The 19,970-nt window shown below is 67.6% G+C and carries 18 protein-coding genes and 1 tRNA gene; 12 read left to right on the forward strand and 7 right to left on the reverse strand.

The window, feature by feature from the left end:
* Nucleotides 1–2: 2 nt before the first annotated feature.
* The 5 genes from AC1DEY_RS11225 to AC1DEY_RS11245 all read left to right on the forward strand — a co-directional run bounded on the left by AC1DEY_RS11225 (nucleotide 3) and on the right by AC1DEY_RS11245 (nucleotide 4,391).
* Entirely contained in the window at nucleotides 3–1,109 is a 1,107-nt protein-coding gene (locus tag AC1DEY_RS11225) for a prephenate dehydrogenase (protein WP_476868005.1), read from the forward strand.
* Nucleotides 1,109–1,867: a (d)CMP kinase gene (cmk, locus tag AC1DEY_RS11230; protein WP_476868006.1), complete on the forward strand. Its 759-nt coding sequence runs from the start codon at nucleotides 1,109–1,111 to the stop codon at nucleotides 1,865–1,867. Before AC1DEY_RS11225 ends, cmk begins: the two co-directional genes overlap by 1 nt.
* Before the next feature lie 70 nt (nucleotides 1,868–1,937).
* Complete coding sequence (locus tag AC1DEY_RS11235) at nucleotides 1,938–2,618, forward strand: lysophospholipid acyltransferase family protein (protein ID WP_476868048.1); 681 nt, start codon at nucleotides 1,938–1,940, stop codon at nucleotides 2,616–2,618.
* Complete coding sequence (gene der, locus AC1DEY_RS11240; protein WP_441410396.1) at nucleotides 2,615–4,165, forward strand: ribosome biogenesis GTPase Der; 1,551 nt, start codon at nucleotides 2,615–2,617, stop codon at nucleotides 4,163–4,165. The genes AC1DEY_RS11235 and der overlap by 4 nt, the downstream gene beginning before the upstream one ends.
* A gap of 149 nt (nucleotides 4,166–4,314) precedes the next feature.
* Nucleotides 4,315–4,391: transfer RNA gene (locus AC1DEY_RS11245), tRNA-Pro, on the forward strand.
* Nucleotides 4,392–4,509: 118 nt separating this feature from the next.
* On the opposite strand, the gene AC1DEY_RS11250 is transcribed toward AC1DEY_RS11245, so the two are convergent.
* Nucleotides 4,510–5,112 (reverse strand): adenylate kinase, encoded by a 603-nt coding sequence (locus AC1DEY_RS11250; RefSeq protein ID WP_476868049.1) that lies wholly within the window; start codon nucleotides 5,110–5,112, stop codon nucleotides 4,510–4,512.
* A 126-nt stretch (nucleotides 5,113–5,238) separates the two neighbouring features.
* Nucleotides 5,239–6,108, reverse strand: a complete 870-nt coding sequence (locus tag AC1DEY_RS11255; protein WP_476868007.1) for an Fpg/Nei family DNA glycosylase — start codon at nucleotides 6,106–6,108, stop codon at nucleotides 5,239–5,241.
* A 196-nt stretch (nucleotides 6,109–6,304) separates the two neighbouring features.
* Between AC1DEY_RS11255 and gcvH the strand changes: the two genes are divergently transcribed.
* The 5 genes from gcvH (at nucleotide 6,305) to AC1DEY_RS11280 (ending at nucleotide 9,519) form a co-directional block, all read left to right on the forward strand.
* Entirely contained in the window at nucleotides 6,305–6,691 is a 387-nt protein-coding gene (gene gcvH, locus AC1DEY_RS11260; protein ID WP_441410394.1) for a glycine cleavage system protein GcvH, read from the forward strand.
* 159 nt (nucleotides 6,692–6,850) lie between these two features.
* A complete protein-coding gene (locus AC1DEY_RS11265) occupies nucleotides 6,851–7,327 on the forward strand; it encodes an FHA domain-containing protein (protein WP_028275906.1) in 477 nt (158 codons plus the stop codon).
* 17 nt (nucleotides 7,328–7,344) lie between these two features.
* Nucleotides 7,345–8,067, forward strand: coding sequence for a transcriptional regulator FtsR (ftsR, locus tag AC1DEY_RS11270; RefSeq protein ID WP_476868008.1), 723 nt, complete (start codon nucleotides 7,345–7,347; stop codon nucleotides 8,065–8,067).
* A complete protein-coding gene (locus AC1DEY_RS11275) occupies nucleotides 8,067–8,570 on the forward strand; it encodes a bifunctional nuclease family protein (RefSeq protein ID WP_441410392.1) in 504 nt (167 codons plus the stop codon). Before ftsR ends, AC1DEY_RS11275 begins: the two co-directional genes overlap by 1 nt.
* Before the next feature lie 352 nt (nucleotides 8,571–8,922).
* Nucleotides 8,923–9,519 carry a MerR family transcriptional regulator gene (locus tag AC1DEY_RS11280; RefSeq protein WP_441410391.1) on the forward strand — a complete coding sequence of 199 codons (597 nt, stop codon included), beginning with the start codon at nucleotides 8,923–8,925 and terminating at the stop codon, nucleotides 9,517–9,519.
* A 138-nt stretch (nucleotides 9,520–9,657) separates the two neighbouring features.
* Here AC1DEY_RS11280 and AC1DEY_RS11285 read toward each other — a convergent pair whose 3' ends face one another.
* Nucleotides 9,658–10,518 carry a ParA family protein gene (locus AC1DEY_RS11285; RefSeq protein ID WP_476868009.1) on the reverse strand — a complete coding sequence of 287 codons (861 nt, stop codon included), beginning with the start codon at nucleotides 10,516–10,518 and terminating at the stop codon, nucleotides 9,658–9,660.
* Nucleotides 10,519–10,837: 319 nt separating this feature from the next.
* Here AC1DEY_RS11285 and AC1DEY_RS11290 point away from each other — a divergent pair, with 319 nt between their 5' ends.
* Nucleotides 10,838–14,233 (forward strand): pyruvate carboxylase, encoded by a 3,396-nt coding sequence (locus AC1DEY_RS11290; RefSeq protein ID WP_476868010.1) that lies wholly within the window; start codon nucleotides 10,838–10,840, stop codon nucleotides 14,231–14,233.
* Nucleotides 14,234–14,346: 113 nt separating this feature from the next.
* On the opposite strand, the gene AC1DEY_RS11295 is transcribed toward AC1DEY_RS11290, so the two are convergent.
* Nucleotides 14,347–16,167 carry an AMP-dependent synthetase/ligase gene (locus tag AC1DEY_RS11295; protein WP_476868011.1) on the reverse strand — a complete coding sequence of 607 codons (1,821 nt, stop codon included), beginning with the start codon at nucleotides 16,165–16,167 and terminating at the stop codon, nucleotides 14,347–14,349.
* A 250-nt stretch (nucleotides 16,168–16,417) separates the two neighbouring features.
* Between AC1DEY_RS11295 and AC1DEY_RS11300 the strand changes: the two genes are divergently transcribed.
* Nucleotides 16,418–17,506 (forward strand): ROK family glucokinase, encoded by a 1,089-nt coding sequence (locus tag AC1DEY_RS11300; protein ID WP_476868012.1) that lies wholly within the window; start codon nucleotides 16,418–16,420, stop codon nucleotides 17,504–17,506.
* 65 nt (nucleotides 17,507–17,571) lie between these two features.
* Here the strand turns inward: AC1DEY_RS11300 and AC1DEY_RS11305 are convergent, their stop codons facing one another.
* Genes AC1DEY_RS11305 through AC1DEY_RS11315 form a run of 3 tightly spaced genes read right to left on the reverse strand, consistent with a single transcriptional unit; the run spans nucleotide 17,572 to nucleotide 19,962 of the window.
* A complete protein-coding gene (locus AC1DEY_RS11305; RefSeq protein WP_476868013.1) occupies nucleotides 17,572–18,354 on the reverse strand; it encodes a hypothetical protein in 783 nt (260 codons plus the stop codon).
* Nucleotides 18,347–19,150 carry an alpha/beta hydrolase gene (locus tag AC1DEY_RS11310; protein WP_476868014.1) on the reverse strand — a complete coding sequence of 268 codons (804 nt, stop codon included), beginning with the start codon at nucleotides 19,148–19,150 and terminating at the stop codon, nucleotides 18,347–18,349. The genes AC1DEY_RS11305 and AC1DEY_RS11310 overlap by 8 nt, the downstream gene beginning before the upstream one ends.
* Entirely contained in the window at nucleotides 19,147–19,962 is an 816-nt protein-coding gene (locus AC1DEY_RS11315; protein ID WP_476868015.1) for an alpha/beta hydrolase, read from the reverse strand. The genes AC1DEY_RS11310 and AC1DEY_RS11315 overlap by 4 nt, the downstream gene beginning before the upstream one ends.
* Between the last annotated feature and the right edge of the window lie 8 nt (nucleotides 19,963–19,970).

A 19,970-nucleotide genomic window follows, 5' to 3' on the forward strand; every position in this document is an offset into this window, starting at 1 on the left:
GCATGTCCGCCTTTCGCACCCAAGGCCGGGGCCACCTGAACGGCCCCGTGATCGTGGTGGGCTCCGGGCTCCTGGGCACCAGCATCGGGCTGGGGCTGCGGGGGCGCGGAGTGGCGGTGTTCCTCTCGGATCCGTCGCCGACCAACCAGGCTGTCGCCGTCGACATCGGCGCCGGGCTGCCGCTGGCGCGCCTCGAAGGCGAGCCGGAGCTCGTCGTCGTGGCTGCGCCGCCGGACGTCACGGCGGACGTCGTTGCCAAAGCGCTGCAGGATTACCCTGCCGCCGTCGTGGTGGATATCGCGAGTGTGAAGGCACGCATCCTTGCCGATCTCCGCAGCCGCGGCGCCGACCTGGGCCGCTACGTGGGCACCCATCCCATGGCCGGACGCGAAAAATCCGGCCCTGTCGCCGCCCGCGGCGAGCTGTTCACCTCCATGCCCTGGGTGGTGTGCCCGGCGGAAGAAACTCTGCCGGAGTCCATCCGCGTGGCGCGTGCGCTGGCGGGCGATCTTGGCGCCGTCGTGTCCGAGTTCGGCGCCGACGAACACGACGGAGCCGTGGCGCTCGTGTCCCACCTGCCGCAGGTGATGTCCTCGCTCGTGGCCAGCCGCCTGCAGGGCACGCCCCTGCACGCGCTGTCCCTGGCCGGAAACGGGTTGCGGGACGTCACCCGGATCGCCGCGAGCGATCCCACCCTCTGGGTCCAGATCCTGGGTGCGAACGCGGACAAGGTGGTTGAGATCCTGCACGGGGTCCGTGAGGACCTCAACCGGCTGATCGGCACCCTGGAGGCCCCCACCGCTCCCGGCGCCCGGCTGGATCTTGCCCAGCTGATCAGCGAAGGCAACGCCGGCCAGTCCCGGATTCCGGGCAAGCACGGTGGACCGCCGCAGGCCTACTCGTGGCTGACGGTCCTGGTGGATGACACGCCGGGACAGATCGCGAAGCTGCTGACCGAGATCGGCGAGATCGGCGTCAACCTTGAGGACCTGCGGCTCGACCACTCCTCGGGACAGAACGTGGGTATGGTGGAAATTTCCGTGCTGCCTAACAAGCACGATCTTTTGATAGAAGCCCTCAACGACCGCGGATGGCGGGTACTCCAGTAATGACTCAAGAACTCATCGAGACAGTGGACATAGTCCGCCCCGGAAAAAGCCTTGTGGTCGCCATCGACGGCCCCTCCGGCTCCGGCAAATCCAGCGTCAGCAAAGAGGTCGCCCGCCGTCTGAAACTGGCCTACCTCGACACCGGCGCGATGTACCGTGCCTTGACGTGGTTCTGCCTGGAGAACAGCACGGACCTGGACGACGCGTCGGCCGTCGAGACCGCAGCGGAGACCCTCCCGCTGGAGATCAGCACGAGCCCGCAGGAAGAGTACGTCCGCGTCGGCGGGCACGATGTCACTCTCGCCATCCGGGAACCCGCCATTTCCGCAGCGGTCAGCGCCGTTGCCACCACCCTGGGCGCGCGGACCGAGCTGATCCGCCGGCAGCGCGAACTGATCGAAAAGCACCACCGCCGCATGGTGGTGGAGGGCCGGGACATCACCACCGTCGTCGCGCCCGGGGCCGAGGTCCGGATGCTGCTGACCGCCAGCGAGGAAGCCCGGCTGCGCCGCCGCGGCATTCAGCTGGGCGGGAGCCAGAACGCCGAGCAGCTTGCCGCCCAGGTCACGCACCGCGACGCCAAGGACTCCACGGTGGTGAACTTCACCACCGCCGCCGACGGCGTAGTCACCCTGGACTCCTCGGAGCTGGACTTTGACGAGACGGTGCAGGCCGCGCTCGACATCGTGGACACCGTTGTCAATCACCCCGTTGTCAAGCAGAGCACCGCACGGCACCGGGCCGTCCCCGGTGACTGACGGCAACGGAGCACCGGCGAGCGTGCAGGCCTGCCTGCCCGGCCGGTGGACGACGGCGTGGAGCCGTCCCGTGGGATGGCTCCTGGACCACCTCGTCTACCGCACCTCCGTCACGGGACGCTCCAACGTCCCCGCCACAGGCCCCGTGATCTTCGCAGGGAACCACATCAGCTTCCTCGACGGACCCGTCATGTTCGGCGCCTCGCCGCGGCCCATGCACATCCTCGTCAAACAGGAGATGTTCACCGGGTTCCTCGGCCGTGTCCTGGCGGCCTCGGGCCAGCTTCCCGTTGACCGCCTCGGCGGCCGTGCTGCCCTGGCCACGGCCCGGAGCCTGCTCGGCGCCGGACGGTGTGTCGGGATTTTGCCCGAAGGCACCCGGGGGAGCGGCGGGGCCGCCGCGATCAACAACGGTGTCGCCTGGCTGGCGCTGAACTCCGGCGCCACCGTGGTTCCCGTGGCCATCCTGGGCACCAGAATCGGCGGCGAACACCTGGACACGGTACCCGCCCCCCGCCGGCGGCTGCATGTCAGCTTTGGCGGGGCCATCAACGTCAGCCGCAGGCCCGGTGAGACCGGCCGTGTTTCAATGGACAGGGCGGGAACCGAAATTCGGGCCGCGCTAGCGCGCCATGTCCAGGACTCAGTACTAAGAACCGGGCAGTCCCTGCCCCACGCGGAATCACCGCACGAACGTCATGAAGCAGTAGCCGGGACGCCGGCAGATCACCACCTAAGGAAAGTGCAATGAGCGATACGACTCAAACCTCCGGCAATTTTGGCGCCGGCGAAGACGAATACACGCCCACCGGCACCGACCAGGTGGCTGAACACCTTGCCGCCCTGGACGATGACGAGGCGGAGCTCCGCGCGGCCTCCCTTCGCGCCGGCCTGGACGACTACGAGCTGGACGAAGACGACGCCGCCCTGCTGAGCGGCCACTTCGACGACGAGGACTTTGACGGTCCGGTCAAACTGGACCCCGTCCTGGCCATCATCGGCCGGCCCAACGTGGGCAAATCCACCCTGGTCAACAGGATCCTGGGCCGTCGCGAGGCAGTGGTCGAGGACACCCCCGGCGTCACCCGCGACCGCGTCATGTACTCGGCGCAATGGAACGGCCGCAACTTCACGGTAGTGGACACCGGCGGGTGGGAACACGACGCCCGCGGCATCCACGCCCGCGTCGCGGAACAGGCCGAGATGGCCGTGGAACTCGCCGACGCCGTCCTGTTCGTCGTCGACTCCGCGGTGGGCGCCACCGCCACCGACGAAGGCGTCATGAAGATGCTGCGCAAGTCCAAGAAGCCGGTCATCATGGTGGCCAACAAGGTGGACGACTTCGCGCAGGAAGCGGACTCCGCAACCTTGTGGGGCCTGGGCTTCGGTGAGCCGTACCCCGTCTCGGCCCTGCACGGCCGCGGCGTGGCCGACCTCCTTGACCACGTCATGGACACGCTCCCGGAATACTCCCTGATCGAGGGACTCGAACGTTCCGGCGGTCCCCGCCGCATCGCCTTGATCGGCCGCCCGAACGTCGGCAAGTCCTCGCTGCTGAACAAGCTCGCCGGTTCCGAGCGCGTGGTGGTGGACAACACCGCCGGCACCACCCGGGACCCGGTCGACGAATTCATCGAACTCGGCGGACGCACGTGGCGCTTCGTGGACACCGCCGGAATCCGGCGCCGCCAGCACATGGCCCAGGGCGCAGACTTCTACGCCTCCCTGCGCACCCAGAGTGCGCTCGAAAAGGCCGAGGTCGCCGTCGTGCTCCTGGCCGTGGACGAGGTGCTCAGCGAGCAGGATGTCCGCATCCTGCAGCTCGCCGTCGAATCCGGCCGCGCGCTGGTTCTCGCCTTCAACAAGTGGGACCTCCTCGACGACGAACGCCGCCGCTACCTGGAGCGCGAAATCGAGCAGGACCTTGCTCACGTGGCCTGGGCGCCGCGGGTGAACATCTCGGCCAAAACAGGCTGGCACAAGGACCGGCTCGTCCCGGCCCTGGATGTTGCCCTGGAAAGCTGGGACAAGCGCATCCCCACSGGACGACTCAACGCGTTCCTGGGCGAACTCGTGGCCGCGCACCCGCACCCGGTCCGCGGCGGTAAGCAGCCCCGCATCCTGTTCGGCACCCAGGCGTCAAGCCGCCCGCCGAAGTTCGTGCTGTTCACCACCGGATTCCTGGACCCGGGGTACCGCCGCTTCATCACCCGGCGTCTCCGCGAGACCTTCGGTTTCGAGGGCACGCCGATCGAGGTCAACATGCGTGTGCGCGAAAAGCGTGGCAAGAAACGTTAATTCCGACACACCTTGCCCGTGACAGCATCAAAATGTCACAGGCACCCTCTTGGATCGTGTAAGCTTTTCAAGGTGGTTCGGCCGGACTGCTTGGAAGAAAATCTGGAGAGAATCCAGGTCAGCTTCCCAGCGGAGAACGGCAGAACCAGCGGGCTGTAGCGCAGCTTGGTAGCGCACTTGACTGGGGGTCAAGGGGTCGCAGGTTCAAATCCTGTCAGCCCGACCAACAAAAGCAGGTCATAGGCCGCTTCCGGAGAAATCCGGAGGCGGCCTTTGCTGTTTAAGCACCTTGGGTGCCTCTGGCGCCGCTAGTGGCGTGAGCGCCGCGAGTGCCTCAAGGGCCACTACGTGGCCGTGGTGGCATCGGGGATTGCATCGGGGAAGGACGCCCGCAGCGCAGCAAGGAGCCGCCCGAAAATCTCGTCCTCGTTTCCCGTGCCGTCCACGCTCAGGAGGATCCCGCGCTGTGAGCAGGCAGCGGCCACGGGCTCGGTTTCTTGGTGGTAGAGCTCCAAACGGTGCCGGATGACGTCCTCGGTGTCGTCGCTGCGTCCGGTCATGGTGGCGCGTCGGAGCAAACGGCTGACGAGTTCGGCGTCGTCGACGCTCAGTTGGAGTGCTGCGTCCAGCGCCTGCCCGTTGGCGGCAAGGATGGCGTCCAGCTCAGCCAGCTGCGCCGTGTTTCGGGGATACCCGTCCAATATAAAACCGAACCCGCCCCTGACATCGTCCTGGTCCAGGCGCTCACGCACCACACGGTTCGTCAGGGTGTCCGGCACCAGGTCGCCTGCGTCCAGATGCACAATGACTTCCCTGCCCAGCGGCGTCCGGTTTTTCACGTGGTCGCGGAAAACCTCGCCGGTGGAGACCACGGTGATGCCGAGGCGCCCGGACAATCGTTCAGCCTGGGTGCCCTTGCCGCACCCCGGGGGACCCATAATCAGCATTCGCATCAAGGCAACTCCCTCAGGCGCCGGTGAAAGGTGTCCTTGTATCGTGTTCGCCGGGAGGCGCCAGCGCAAGGGGCTGGGGGTGCGGCGCCTGTCACCGGCAGCGCGTGTCACAGAAACCGCCTATTTCAGGAAGCGTGACGTCCGGCGGTCGGCCAGGATCTTTCCCTTCGTCTGGCACGTCGGGCAGTACTGCAGGGCCGAGTCGGCAAAGGAAACTTCCCGGACCGTGTCGCCGCACACCGGGCACGCTTCGCCGGTCCGGCCATGGACCCTCATATGGCTCCGCTTGGCGTCTTTGAGCTCGTTGGGCGGCTTGCCGGTGGCTTCTTCCATAGCAGTTCCCAGGATGCTGTGGATGGCGTCGTAGAGCCGCTGGACGTCCGCCGGGTCCAGGGACTTGGCGATGGCGAACGGCGAGGTCCGGGCCGCGTGCAGGATCTCGTCGCTGTAGGCATTCCCGATGCCGGCCATCACGCCCTGGCTCCGCAGCACGCCCTTGATCTGCTGGGAACTGGACGCGAGGATCGCCGCGAAAGTGCCGACGTCGAAGCCGGGACTGAACGGATCAGGTCCGAGCGCCGCGATGCCGGGCACGTCGTAGGGATCGCGGACCACGTAAATCGCGAGGCTCTTTTTCGTGCCGGCCTCGGTCAGGTCCATGCCGACCGGGCCGTGGGCGCCGGTAAATGTCAGCCGCGCTGCGATGTGGCCCTTGCCCATTCTCAGCTGTGTGTCCGTGGGGGAGTCCGTGAACCGGAGCCACCCGGCCCGCGCCAAATGGAAGACGAAGAACAGCCCGTCTGCTTCGACGCTGACGAACTTGCCGAACCGGCGCACTCCCGTGATAGCCCGGCCCTCGAGGCCGGAATAGGGCGGGTCTGCCGTCTTGAGCACGGCAAAAGAGACCAGCTGGATCTTCGCCACCACTGCTCCGCGCAGGTGCTGGTCCAAAAAGTCCGCCAGTGCCGCAACTTCCGGAAGCTCAGGCATGGCCTAGCCCTGGCGCGCCCGGAGAATCCCGGCGCCCCGGTTGTCCACATTCCTGATGCTCAGCGGCGCATGCTCTGCCATCGCACCATCTTCTCAGATCCCTCCCCGGCCCCTGCCCGATATGCCTATACTTTCAGCGGCGGCTAGAACAAACGACTGCCGCCGCATAGGTGATTGACCCGATGAAAGGCCCGTCATGAGCATCATTCCCGAAGACCTGTCCTACACCGCAGAACACGAATGGGTTTCGGCCCCCAACGCCGACGGGGTTGTGCGCGTGGGCATCACCGATTTTGCCCAGGACGCCCTCGGGGATGTCGTCTACGCCCAGATGCCCGAGGTGGGGACAACCATCAAGGCCAACGACGTGGTCGGCGAGGTCGAATCCACCAAGAGCGTCAGCGACATCTACGCCCCGGTGACCGGCGAAGTCGTGGGCCGGAACGAGGCCCTGGACACCGATTCGGCCCTTATTAACTCCGATCCGTACGGTGATGGCTGGCTGATTGAAATCAGGCTCGCGGAAGCCGACGCGGTCGAGTCCTTGCTCAGTGCATCCGAGTATGAACAGCAGGTAGGCTAAAGACACAGGTCGTTCGGGCCGGGGTCGCCGGAAAGTGTTGTTGGGAAAACAAAACAAGCCGCACCCCGCCGAAAGGCCTCCATACCGGGACTGCGAGGCTTTCCCGGACGGCATGCGTTGTTTGCAGGGGGGACACCTGCAACGAATGAGGAGGACTCAATGTTTGGGCACGAACGGAACGACACCGGTGACGGTTACGGCACGGGTGGAGTGAAAGCTTCGGAGACCACGTCGATCAACCTCACTCCGGTGCGCGACGAACCCAACTTCACGCCGAAGCTCTCGACCGAGGAGCGGGCGGCCGTTGAGGCCCTTCCCTTCGGATCGGCCCTGCTCGTGGCGCACAGCGGCCCCAACGCCGGTGCGCGGTTCCTGCTGGATTCTGACGTCACGACGGCGGGCCGCCACCCGGACGCCGATATCTTCCTCGACGACGTCACGGTATCCCGCAGGCACGTTGAATTCCGCCGCACCGCGCGCAGCTTCGAGGTTGTGGACACCGGGAGCCTCAACGGCACCTACGTCAACCACGACCGCGTGGATTCCGTGGAACTGAAGTCCGGTAACGAGGTCCAGATTGGCAAGTTCCGCCTCACCTTCTACCTCAGCCCTGCCCGCGCAGCAGGCAACGTCTGATTCCGGGGTAGTTGCCTGTGGCCACGGCACAAGCGGATCGGCGCGGACCCCAGGTTCTGAACATCGGGGAAGTCCTGGCTCAACTGAGCGACGACTTTCCCAGCATGACGGCGTCAAAAATCCGGTTCCTTGAAGAAAAGGGACTCATCAACCCCAAGCGGACGCCTGCTGGCTACCGGCAGTATTCGGAGAACGACGTCGAACGGCTGCGCTTCGTCCTGGCCCTCCAGCGTGACCAATACCTGCCCCTGAAGGTCATCAAGGACTACCTTGACGCGATCGACCGGGGCGAACGGCCGGAGAACCTGCCAGCCGGCGTCACGGTCTCGCCGCGGATCGTCTCCGAGCAGCTCGCCACCGAGCTGCAGGGCCGTACGCGCCGGCTCAGCGAGGAGCAGCTCCGCGCCGAATCCGGGGCAAGCGTCCCGCTGCTGGAATCGCTGCTCAGCTACGGCCTGATCGGCCATGTCAACGGCAAGTTCGACGAACACGCCCTGCAGGTGGCGCGCGCCTGCGTCCAGCTGGAGAGCCACGGACTGGAACCCCGCCACCTGCGGCCGTTCCAGGCGGCCGCCGACCGCGAGTTCGGGCTCGTGGAACGCGCCGTGGCCACGCTGACCTCCCGCAAGGATGCCGCCTCCCACGCCCGGGCCGCCGAGGCCGCCCGGGAGATCAGCGACCTCTGCCTGTCCCTGCACCAGGCGCTGGTCCATGACCGGATCTCGAGGATGGACATCTGATGATTGAGGTGGAGATTGTCGGCGTGCGGATTGAGTTGCCGTCCAACCAGCCCCTTGTCCTGCTCAAGGAGATCCACGGTGAGCGCCATGTGCCGATCTGGATCGGGACCCCGGAAGCCAGTGCCATCGCCCTGGCCCAGCAGGGAGTCATCCCGCCCCGGCCGATGACCCACGACCTCCTGGTGGACGTCGTGGAGGCCCTTGGCCACACGATCGTCAGCGTCAACATCGTGGCGGTGGAGGACAACATCTTCTACGGACAGCTGCAGTTCGAGAACGGAACCACCGTGAGCTCCCGGGCCTCGGATGCCCTGGCGCTTGCCCTGCGCGCCAAGTGCCGGATCTGGTGTGCCGACGCCGTCATGGACGAGGCCGGCGTCCGGATCACCGAACACGACGAGGGCGAGGACACGCATCCCAGCCCCGCGGTGGACGAGGAAGGCGAACTGCGCCGCTTCCGCGAGTTCCTCGACGACGTCGAACCCGAAGACTTCGGTGGCTGAACAGCCGCCCGCCACTGCCGCCAGGAGAGCTGCCGGGATCGCTGGTGCTCCTGTTACAGGAGTGTTTTCTGACACTCCCGGGGCGGCTGTGGCGGCCCCAAAGGTTAAAGCCGAGGATGAAAGTTTCGACACGCCCGCCGAATAGCCCCAACGTCTTTGACCTTGGGCCCCGGCAGGCCTAACGTCGGAGGTACAAGTTCCCATTGCATACGGTAGCCGCGCAAGTCACACTGGAAAGTGCAGCCCCGGCTGAATTACACGGGTGGAATCATCACCTTGTGTCATGCAGCTGTTCATGAACATTGCTGCCGATGCAACTTACTCAGGGGAACTCACGACAAGGAGGGTCCACGTGAGTCCGAAAGGCGAAGCAGGCGAGCTGAAGCAGGCCGCAACGGCCGGCATTGCTGTGCCCGCCAGCGGTGCCCAAGGCCTGCTGTTCACCGAGGATCTTCCCGTTCTGGACGAAGACGCGGGCTACCGCGGTCCCACCGCCTGCAAGGCGGCCGGCATCACCTACCGCCAGCTCGACTACTGGGCACGCACCGGACTTGTCGAGCCCGCCGTCCGTGGCGCGGCCGGCTCCGGTTCGCAGCGGCTCTACGGCTTCCGGGACATCCTGGTCCTCAAGGTGGTCAAGCGGCTCCTGGACACCGGGGTCTCATTGCAGCAGATCCGCACCGCCGTGGAGCACCTGCGGGAGCGCGGCGTCGAGGACCTCGCCCAGATCACGCTCATGAGCGACGGCGCGAGCGTCTATGAATGCACGTCGGCCGATGAAGTAATCGATCTCGTCCAGGGCGGCCAGGGGGTGTTCGGCATCGCCGTAGGCCGTGTTTGGCGCGAGGTGGAAGGAAGCCTCGCTGCTCTTCCCAGCGAACACGCCGCGGAGCAGTCCTTTCCCGACGACGAGTTGAGCAAGCGCCGCGCAGCCCGCAAGATCGGCTAGCGCCCACCGCTACAGATACAGAACCGCTACAGATACAGAATCGCTACAGATACAGAACAGACTGAGGCCGCCTCCCAAACAGGGAAGGCGGCCTCATTCGTTGCGCTGGAACGGGGTTGGCAGTTCCAACCGTTCCGGTTAGCGCAGGCTGCGGTTGCGGACCGTGCCGGCAGGGGCCAGGCCGTTGGGGTGCAGCAGGTTCTGCAGGAGGGCGTCGAAAAGCGCGGCGGCATTCTTGGCCGAGTCCCCGGGCCAGTGGTGGATGGAGTGGGCGGCGCCCTGGATCTGCTGCCAGTTGGCCTGCTCCGGGATGTGTGGACTCAGGAGCAGGTCGCCGAACATGGACTCCATCTCCGAGAGCCGGAACGTGTGCTCGGCTGAGCCGCTGCGCACCCGGTTGGCCACGATCCCGGCGGGGGAGAGCTTGGGGGCGAACTCCTGGCGGAACAGCTGGATGGCGCGCATGGTGCGCTCCGTGCCGGCCACCGAGAAGAGCCCGGGCTCGGCCACCAGGGTCACCTTGTCGCTCGCGGACCACGCCATCCGGGTCAGGCCGTTCAGCGACGGGGGGCAATCGACCAGAACCAGATCATAGTTCTGCGCACCGGCCAGGACGGCAGAGAGCCTGCGGAGGTCGCGGCGGCCCAGATCCGGCCGGTCGTAGATACCCGTGTAGGCAGAGCCCACGGCCACGTCCAGGACAGAAGCCTGCGCGCCGGAATGCGCTGTGCCATTGGCGCCGTTGGTTCTGGCCTGTTCCACCCAGCCGCTGGGAACCACGTTGTCCGCCAGATGTGCCCGCCGGGGCGACCTGAGCATCCTGCCGATATCGAGCTGATCGTCCGGGCTCACGCCCAGGGCGGTGCTGGCGTCAGCGTGCGGGTCAAGGTCGACGACGAGTGTGGGGATGCCGGCGGCCAATGCCGCCGACGCCAGTCCGGTGGTCACGGATGTCTTGCCGACACCGCCTTTGAGGCTGCTGATGCTCACTACTTGCACTTGAAAAACCAATACCTAACGCCGGTTGCCGAGACGGGGTCGTGCCGGCTCCTGCGTTCTTCGGAGCCGGGGCGTGCATGCGCCACCCACCCACTCATCATATGTTGATGCTCCGGCGAAACCCGTTTCATCCGCCCCCGGAGCGCCAGAACCTCGTGAACCGGACAGGCGGAGAAAGCTCTCAGGCTGGGGCCCTGCCTATCGCGGCGTCCGTGACGGATAATGCTGTGACAGTGGCCACAATGATTTGTGTTTGCCCACACAGGTCCTAGACACTGTGAGCACTTACCGATACCGCCCGCGATGATGCAGGAGAAGTATGTTTTCTAAGATTCTGGTGGCCAACCGCGGCGAAATCGCGATCCGCGCCTTCCGCGCGGGCTATGAGCTGGGTGCCAAGACAGTCGCTGTGTTTCCCCACGAGGACCGTAACTCAATTCACCGCCAGAAGGCCGATGAGGCGTATCTGATCGGCGAGGAAGGCCACCCGGTCCGGGCATACCTGGACGTGGACGAGGTGGTGCGCGTAGCCAAGGAGGCCGGGGCGGACGCCATTTACCCCGGCTACGGTTTCCTCTCCGAGAACCCGCGCCTGGCGCGTGCCGCAAAGGAGGCCGGCATTACCTTCGTCGGCCCGCCGGCGGAGGTCCTGGAACTGGCGGGCAACAAGGTTGCAGCCCTCGAGGCCGCCCGCAAGGCCGGCGTCCCTGTGCTGAAGTCCAGCCAGCCGTCGAAGGACCTGGACGAACTGATTGCTGCAGCGGATGAGATCGGCTTCCCGATTTTCGCCAAGGCGGTCGCCGGCGGCGGCGGGCGCGGCATGCGCCGCGTCGACACCCGCGAGGCGCTGCCTGAGGCCCTGCAGGCCGCCATGCGCGAAGCCGACGCCGCGTTCGGGGACCCCACAATGTTCCTTGAGCAGGCTGTCCTGCGCCCGCGCCACATTGAGGTCCAGATCCTGGCCGACGCCGAGGGCAACGTCATGCACCTCTTCGAGCGYGACTGYTCCATCCAGCGCCGCCACCAGAAAGTCATCGARATCGCGCCGGCSCCGAACCTYGACGAGGGYATCCGGCAGGCCCTGTACCGCGACGCCGTCAAATTCGCGAAGGCGCTGAACTACGTCAACGCCGGCACGGTCGAATTCCTTGTCGACACAGTGGGGGAGCGCGCAGGCCAGCACGTATTCATCGAAATGAACCCGCGCATCCAGGTCGAGCACACCGTCACCGAGGAAGTCACCGACGTCGACCTCGTCCAGGCGCAGCTGCGCATCGCCTCCGGCGAGACGCTCGCGGACCTGGGCCTCTCGCAGGAGACCGTCCAGCTCAAGGGCGCCGCCCTGCAGTGCCGCATCACCACGGAGGACCCGGCGAACGGTTTCCGTCCCGACGTCGGCAAGATCACCGGCTACCGGTCAGCCGGCGGCGCCGGTGTCCGGCTCGACGGCGGCACCGTCTACTCGGGCGCGGAGATCAGTCCGCACTTCGACTCCATGCTGGTCAAGCTCACCTGCCGCGGCCGCGACTACCCGGCCGCGGTGGCGAGGGCCCGCCGGGCGCTGGCCGAATTCCGCATCCGCGGCGTGTCCACCAACATCTCCTTCCTACAGGCCGTCCTGGACGACGCCGACTTCGTCGCCGGCGACGTGGCCACCTCCTTCATTGACGAACGGCCCCAGCTGCTGAAGGCGCGGGTCTCGGCGGACCGCGGCACCAAGCTCCTGACCTGGCTCGCCGATGTGACCGTCAACAAGCCCAACGGCGAACTGAAGGTCCACACGGACCCGGCGGACAAGCTGCCGGCCCTCGATAACGCCAAGGCCCAGCCGGGATCGCGCCAGCGGCTCCTGGAACTCGGCCCGGAAGGCTTTGCCCGGGCCCTGCGCGCGCAGAACGCCGTGGCCGTCACGGACACCACCTTCCGCGACGCGCACCAGTCCCTGCTCGCCACCCGTGTACGCACCCGCGACCTCGTGGCGGCCGGTCCGGCCGAATCCAAGCTGCTCCCGCAGCTGCTCTCGGTCGAGGCCTGGGGCGGGGCGACCTACGACGTCGCCCTGCGCTTCCTCGGCGAAGACCCGTGGGACCGGCTTGCTGCCCTGCGCAAGGCGATGCCGAACCTGTGCCTGCAGATGCTGCTCCGCGGCCGGAACACCGTCGGCTACACGCCCTACCCGGAAGAGGTCACGGTGGCGTTCGTCAACGAGGCCGCCGCCACGGGCATCGACATCTTCCGCATCTTCGATGCCCTCAACGACGTCAACCAGATGGCCCCGGCCATCCGGGCCGTCCGCGAGACCGGCACCGCCGTCGCCGAGGTTGCCCTCTGTTACACCGCGGACATGCTGGATCCGGACGAGACGCTCTACACCCTGGACTACTACCTGGAGCTGGCGCAGAAGATCGTCGACGCCGGGGCACACATCCTCGCGATCAAGGACATGGCCGGGCTGCTGCGTCCGGCTGCCGCGGCGCGCCTCGTTTCGGCGCTGCGGGAGCGCTTCGACCTCCCCGTCCACCTGCACACCCACGACACCGCAGGCGGCCAGCTGGCCACGCTCCTCGCGGCCGTGGACGCCGGCGTGGACGCCGTGGATGTGGCCTCGGCCTCCCTGGCCGGCACCACCAGCCAGGTCTCGGCCTCGGCCCTTGTCGCCGCGCTGGCCCACACGCCGCGTGACACCGGGCTCAGCCTCACCAACGTCTGTGCCCTTGAGCCGTACTGGGAAGCCGTCCGCCGGGTCTACGCGCCGTTCGAGTCCGGACTGCCGGGGCCCACGGGCCGGGTATACCAGCACGAGATTCCGGGCGGACAGCTCTCCAACCTGCGCCAGCAGGCAATGGCGCTGGGCCTTGGCGAGCGGTTCGAGGCGATCGAGGACATGTACACCGCGGCAGACCGGATCCTCGGCCGCCTGGTGAAGGTGACACCGTCGTCGAAGGTGGTGGGCGACCTCGCCCTGCACCTGGTGGGCCTTAACGCCGATCCCGCGGACTTCAACGAGAACCCGCAGAAGTACGACGTCCCGGATTCGGTGATCGGCTTCCTCTCCGGCGAGCTCGGCGACCCGCCGGGAGGCTGGCCGGAGCCGTTCCGGACCAAGGCCCTGCAGGGCCGCACCATCAAGGTCCGCGACGTCGAACTCAGCGCCGAGGACAGTGCCGGGCTGAACGCCGACTCCAAGACCCGCCGCGGCACGCTCAACCGCCTGCTGTTCGCCGGTCCCACCAAGGACTACCTGAAGAGCGTCGAGTCCTACGGCAACCTTTCGGTGCTGGACACGCGCGACTACCTCTTCGGGCTGCAGCGCGGCGCGGAGCACGAGATCGAGCTCGAAAAGGGCGTCCACCTGATCGCCTCGCTCGAGGCCGTCTCCGAGCCGGACGAGAAGGGCATGCGCACGGTCATGTGCACGCTCAATGGACAGTCCCGGCCCGTCGTCGTCCGCGACCGCTCCGTGGTGAGCAACGTCAAGGCGGCCGAACGCGCCGACACCTCCCAGCCGGGCCAGGTGGCCTCGCCGTTCGCCGGCGCCGTCACCCTGACCGTCAAGGCAGGGGACACCGTGAAGGCCGGCGACACCGTTGCCACGATCGAGGCCATGAAGATGGAGGCATCCATCACGACGCCGGTGGCCGGCACCGTGGCGCGCCTCGCCGTCGGCGCGATCGAACAGGTCCAGGGCGGGGACCTGCTGCTGGTCGTTGAATAGCAGCCGAACAGCGGGGGCACAGCAACCCTCGCCGGCTTAACGCAGAAGGGTCCTTCCGGCAAAAGCTGGAAGGACCCTTCTGCGTTTCACGCACAACAACGCGTGGGCGCGGCCTAGGCGAGGGTGGTGCGCTTGGCGCTGTACATTTCCTCGATCACGTTCTCGAAGTCCTTGAGCACCTGCGCGCGCTTGACCTTCATGGAGGGGGTCAGGTGGCCCGAGGCCTCGGTGAAGTCGGCCGGCACGATCCGGAAGGACTTGATCGCCTCGGCCTGGGACACCGACTGGTTGGCGTGGTTGATGAGTTCCTGGACGGCGGCCTTGACCGCGGGGTTCTCGGCAGCCTCGGCAAGCGAGGTCGAGGCCGGGAGCCCGTGGCGGCCCAGCCAGCCGGGAAGGGCTTCTTCGTCCAGCGTCACGAGGGCGCCGATGAACGGGCGGTTGTCGCCCACCACGAGCACCTGCGAGACGAGCGCGTCCGCCCGGATCTGGTCCTCCAGCAGGGCGGGGACCACGTTCTTGCCGCCGGCCGTGACGATGATTTCCTTCTTGCGCCCCGTGATGGTCAGGAACCCCTGCTCGTCCAGCTGGCCGATGTCGCCCGTGCGGAACCAGCCGTCGTCGAACGTCGCGGCGGTCAGGTCATCGCGCTTGTAGTAGCCGCGCATGACGCATACGCCCTTGGCGAGGATCTCGCCGTCGTCCGCGATCCTGACGGAGTTGCCCGGGATCGGGGCGCCGACGGTACCGATCCTGATCAGGTCCGGGGTGTTCACGGTGACCGGCGCCGTGGTTTCGGTCAGCCCGTAGCCTTCCAGGATCTGCATGCCGATGCCTTGGAAGAAGTGGCCCAGCCGTTCACCCAGCGGGCCGCCGCCGGACACGGCGTGGGAGACGTGCCCGCCCATGGCGGCCCGGAGCTTGGCGTAGACGAGCTTGTCGAACAAGGCGTGCTTGAGCTTCAGCACGAGGCCCACCTTGCCGGCCTGCCGCGCCCGGGAGAATTCGATGGCGGTGTCCGCGGCGCGGTGGAAGATGGCGCCCTTGCCGCCGTCCTCGGCCTTGGTCAGGGCGGAGTTGTAGACCTTTTCGAAGACGCGCGGGACGGCGAGGATGAAGGTCGGTTTGTAGCTCTGCAGATCCGGCAGCAGGTTCTTGATATCCGGTGTGTGCGCCACCGTGACGCCGGCGGCCACGGCCAGCACGGAGATGAAGCGTGCGAAGACGTGCGCCAATGGCAAGAACATGATGGTCCTGGCCTGCTCGTGCACAATCGTGCCCAGCGATGTGGCCAGGGCGTTCTCGGAGAGTTCCACAAAGTTGCCGTGGGTCAGCTCGCAGCCCTTCGGCCGGCCGGTGGTTCCGGAGGTGTAGATGATCGTGGCGATGTCGCTCAGGGATGCCTGGCTGCGCCGCGCCTCGAGCTCGGCGTCGCTGATGCCGGCTCCCGCCGCACGGACCTCGTCCAGGCTGTCGCCCTCGAGCTGCCAGACGTGCTGCAGGGCGGTGAGCCCTTCGGAGGTCGCTGCCTGCCGGATGATGTCCTCGTGGTGCGCGGATTCGCCGAATGCGGCCACGGCGCCGGAGTCGCCGAGGTTCCAGGCCACCTGCGAGGGGGAGGACGTTTCGTAGATCGGGACTGAGACGGCGCCGGCGAACCAGATGGCGAAGTCGATCAGGGCCCATTCATACCGGGTGCGGGACATGATGCCGACGCGGTCGCCGGCGCCCACGCCGCTGGCCATGAGGCCCTTGGCGAGGGCCGTGACGTCGGCCAGGAAATCCGTGGCACGGACGTCCTGCCACTGGCCTGCCGCATCGAGCCGTGAGAACAGGGCCGGGTTGGAGGCCTTGGCCGCCTGGCGCACCACGAGATCGGTGACGTTGGTGTCCGGATCGACATTCACCAGGGGCGGGACAATCATTTCTCGCACGACAGCTCCTTTGGTATCCATAGGCCCGCAACGGGTACCGCTAAGCCTAGTATGCGGTCCCGGGATGGTGTGTTCTGCGACACCTACTGGCCAGTAACTTTACGGTCAGGCCCGCCGTTCCGCCAGTCCGGAGTGCCGGGAACGTCGGCGGCAGGGCCGCGTTGTTGCCTCAGGCAGTGGTGTAGTGCACCGACGTCATGCTGCTTCGCCTGCGCGGTTGTGTGGACCCCGGCGAATAGAATGGGGCACCATGCAGACACCAACACCCGGCCGGCAGCCCGGCCTGCGCCGCCGGACCGCCGCCTGGCGGAGCCGGGCCCTGGCCGGAGCGGCCGCCGCGGCCGGGCACGACCTTCGTTCACCGCTGCGGCTCGGCCGCAAGGGCCTGGCGATCGGCGTCGACATCGGGGGAACCAAGGTCGCCGCCGGCGTGGTCGATGCCGACGGCCGGATCCTCAGCCAGGCGAAACGCTTAACCCCGGGCAACGACCCGCGCGCCGTGGAGCAGGTCATTGTCGAACTGGTCAAAGAACTGGGCGCAGGGCACCGGATCTGGTCGGTCGGCATCGGCGCCGCCGGCTGGATGGACCTGGATGGCGCGACGGTCCTCTTCAGCCCGCACCTGGCCTGGCGCAATGAACCCCTGCGCGATAACCTGCAGCGGCTGCTGCGCCGCCCCGTCCTGCTGACCAACGACGCCGACGCCGCCGCCTGGGCGGAATGGCGCTTCGGCGCCGGGCAGGGACAGGACCGGCTGGTCTGCATCACCCTGGGCACCGGGATCGGCGGCGCCATGGTGATGGACGGACGGGTGGAACGCGGCCGCTTCGGTGTGGCCGGGGAGTTCGGCCATCAGATCATCATGCCGGGCGGCCACCGCTGCGAGTGCGGCAACCGGGGTTGCTGGGAGCAGTACGCCTCAGGCAATGCCCTCGGCCGTGAGGCCAGGGAACTGGCCGCCGCGAATTCCCCGGTGGCCCAGGAACTGCTCAAGGCTGTCGACGGCGACGTCGGACGCATCACGGGTGTGATCGTGACCGAACTGGCCAAGGCCGGGGACCCGACATCCCGCGAACTCCTCGAGGACGTGGGGGAATGGCTGGGCCTTGGCCTGGCCAACCTCGCGGCGGCCCTGGACCCGGGGAAGTTCGTGATCGGCGGCGGACTCTGTGATGCCGGCGAGCTGCTCGTCGCACCCGCCCGGAAGGCCTTCGCCCGGAACCTCACCGGCCGTGGCTTCCGGCCTGCCGCCGAAATCGAGCTTGCGGCCCTCGGACCGAACGCCGGGCTGATCGGCGCGGCCGACCTCTCCCGGGTCAGCAGCCGCATGCACACGTAGGTCACACCCGAGGCAGGGGCGCGGCTATGGCAGCCGGAAACGCGTGGACCCGGTGGCCGCGGGGACTACACCCGCGCGCCGTCGTCGTGCTCGTCCTTCTCGTCCGGGAGCTTCATGATCAGGAATACGACCGACGCCGCGAACACGGCCACGATGCCAAGGATCGCCAGCAGCGGTGCCGACCGCCAGAACATCGCCGCAAGCACCAGGGCAATCGGGCCGCCCACCGCGCCAAGCCAGGCCAGGACGGTCATGGGGTCCGCCCCGGCCAGGCTGGGCGGCTCCTCCGGGACGAACGCGCCGTCGTCGTCCTCGGGCTCATAGTCGCGGGGACCGGCGGCAGTGTCCGGAACGTCGCTGCTGCTGGCAGCCGCGGGCTTCCCCGGAGCAGGGGACTGCCGCTCCTTGGCCGAGAGCTCGATCGGCGCGGCACCTGCCAGGCCCAGCGGGTCAAAATCGCGGAATGTCCTGGCCGCCGGAGAACTGGAGCCGGCGCCGGTGCTGCCCGTTCCGCCGGCCAGCCCTCCCGTCGCCTCGTCCGCCTCCGCCCCTACGCCTTCCAGCCGGGCGACCAGATCCAGCCACACGGCGTCGTCATCAGCAGACAGTGCACCTTCGGAGACTGCATCTGCGGACAGCGCGTCCGCGGCGGCGGACTCCGGGTACTCATTGGCCGGGGACCCATTGGCGGGGGACTCATTGGCTTGGGAGGCCTGGGACGGGGCCTCGCCGGAGGGCTGAACGCCGGAAGCATCCGGTGCGGGAGATAGGGGATCGGCGGGGTCCGGCTCCGGTGTCTCCGGGTCGGGGGTCTCGGGGTCCGGGACGCTGGGGTCCGGTTTAGTCATTGGCCGTGTCCTTCCGGCTGGCGCGGGCGGCGTCCGGGCTGGCCGGGGATGCCACGGACCGGACAAAGTCGGCCGTGCCACGGAAGATCTCGGGCGCGTCGTTGTCCATGGTAGCCACGTGGTAGCTGTTTTCCAGCCGGACCACCTCCAGCGGGGCGTTGGTCAACCCGCGGCGCAGGGCCACCATGCTGGATTCGGACACCACGTGATCCACCGCTGAACGGTAGACCCGGACGGGCGCGGTGATGCGGGGCAGCAGCCGAACGGTGTCCTTGAACATCTTGTTGAGCTCGTGCGCGGCCGCCACCGGAGTCCGCGCGTACGCTCCCTCATCCATGCCCGGTTTGAGGATGTCATTGGCGATCGCGGGGGTGCTCTTGAGGACGAACTTCAAGACGCCGGCCAGCGGGGCGCGCGGATCATCGATGACCAGGCCGGGGTTGACCACCACGACTCCCGCCACGGGCCGGGTGGCCGCGATCCGCAATGCCAGCGCACCGCCCATGGACAGCCCGGCCACCACGACGACGTCGCATTCCCCGGCAAGTTCGAGGTAGGCCGCGTCCAGGGCTTCGTGCCAGTCCTGCCAGCGGGTCCTGGCCAGCTCTTGCCAGTTTGTTCCGTGGCCCGGGAGCAGGGGCAGCCGGACGGCGAACCCGGCCGCGGCCAGTGACAACGCCCAGTCCCGCACGCCATGCGGGCTGCCGGTGAAGCCGTGGGATACCACGACGCCGGTCCGGGGACCGGTTCCGGTGTACGGGCTGCTGAACGGCGAGTGGTCCGGGAGGATGCTCATGGGGTCTCCGAGGGTGCGGGGGGCGGCATGGTGGATCGTGTCTGGGTGGCCCGGGCGTGCTGCAGGAAGAAACGCACCGATTCCTCAAAGAGTAGCGGCGCGTCGGCATCCAGCGTGGCAACGTGCCCGCTGTTTGGTAGGGGAACCACCGTCAGGTCCCGGGATCCGAGCCGCCTGCGCAGCAGGGCCAGGGACGACGGCGGGACCACGGCGTCGGTGTCGGACTTGAAGACCAGGGCCGGGGCCTGGACAGCGGGCAGGTCCCGCAGGGTTGCGGAGAACAGCCGGCGCAGCTGGTGGACGGCGGCCAGCGGCGTCAGGGAGTAGTCGCCGTCGTCCGTACTGGCCGCCGTGGGATTCGCCTCCTGGATCGGCGTGGTGGTGCGCTGGAAGTACTTGAGCAGTCCCACCACCCTGACCCTGCGGTCATAGAAGCTCAAGCCGGGATTGACTGCGGCCACGCCGGCCACGCTGTGGCGGGCCGCCGTACGCAGGGCGATGGTGCCGCCCATGGACAGCCCGGCGACGTAGCAGGTGCTGGTTCGGGCGGACAGGTCCAGGTACGCCGTCTCAAAGCTCGTGTACCAGTCCTGCCATCCCCGCCGTGCGAGGTCGCGCCAGTGGGTGCCGTGCCCAGGCAGGAGCGGCACAGATACCGCGAAACCCTGGTCGGCAAGATGCTGCGCCCAGGGCAGGATGCTGAGTGGGCTGCCCGTGAAGCCGTGGCAGATGGCCACGCCGGTCCGGGCGTTGGGGCCGTGGCCGGGGTAGCTGAAAGCGGCGGGCGCCGGGGGAGTGCTGCTTTCAGTCATGAGCCCAT

It is taken from the genome of Arthrobacter sp. 05T47 (assembly GCF_056395825.1).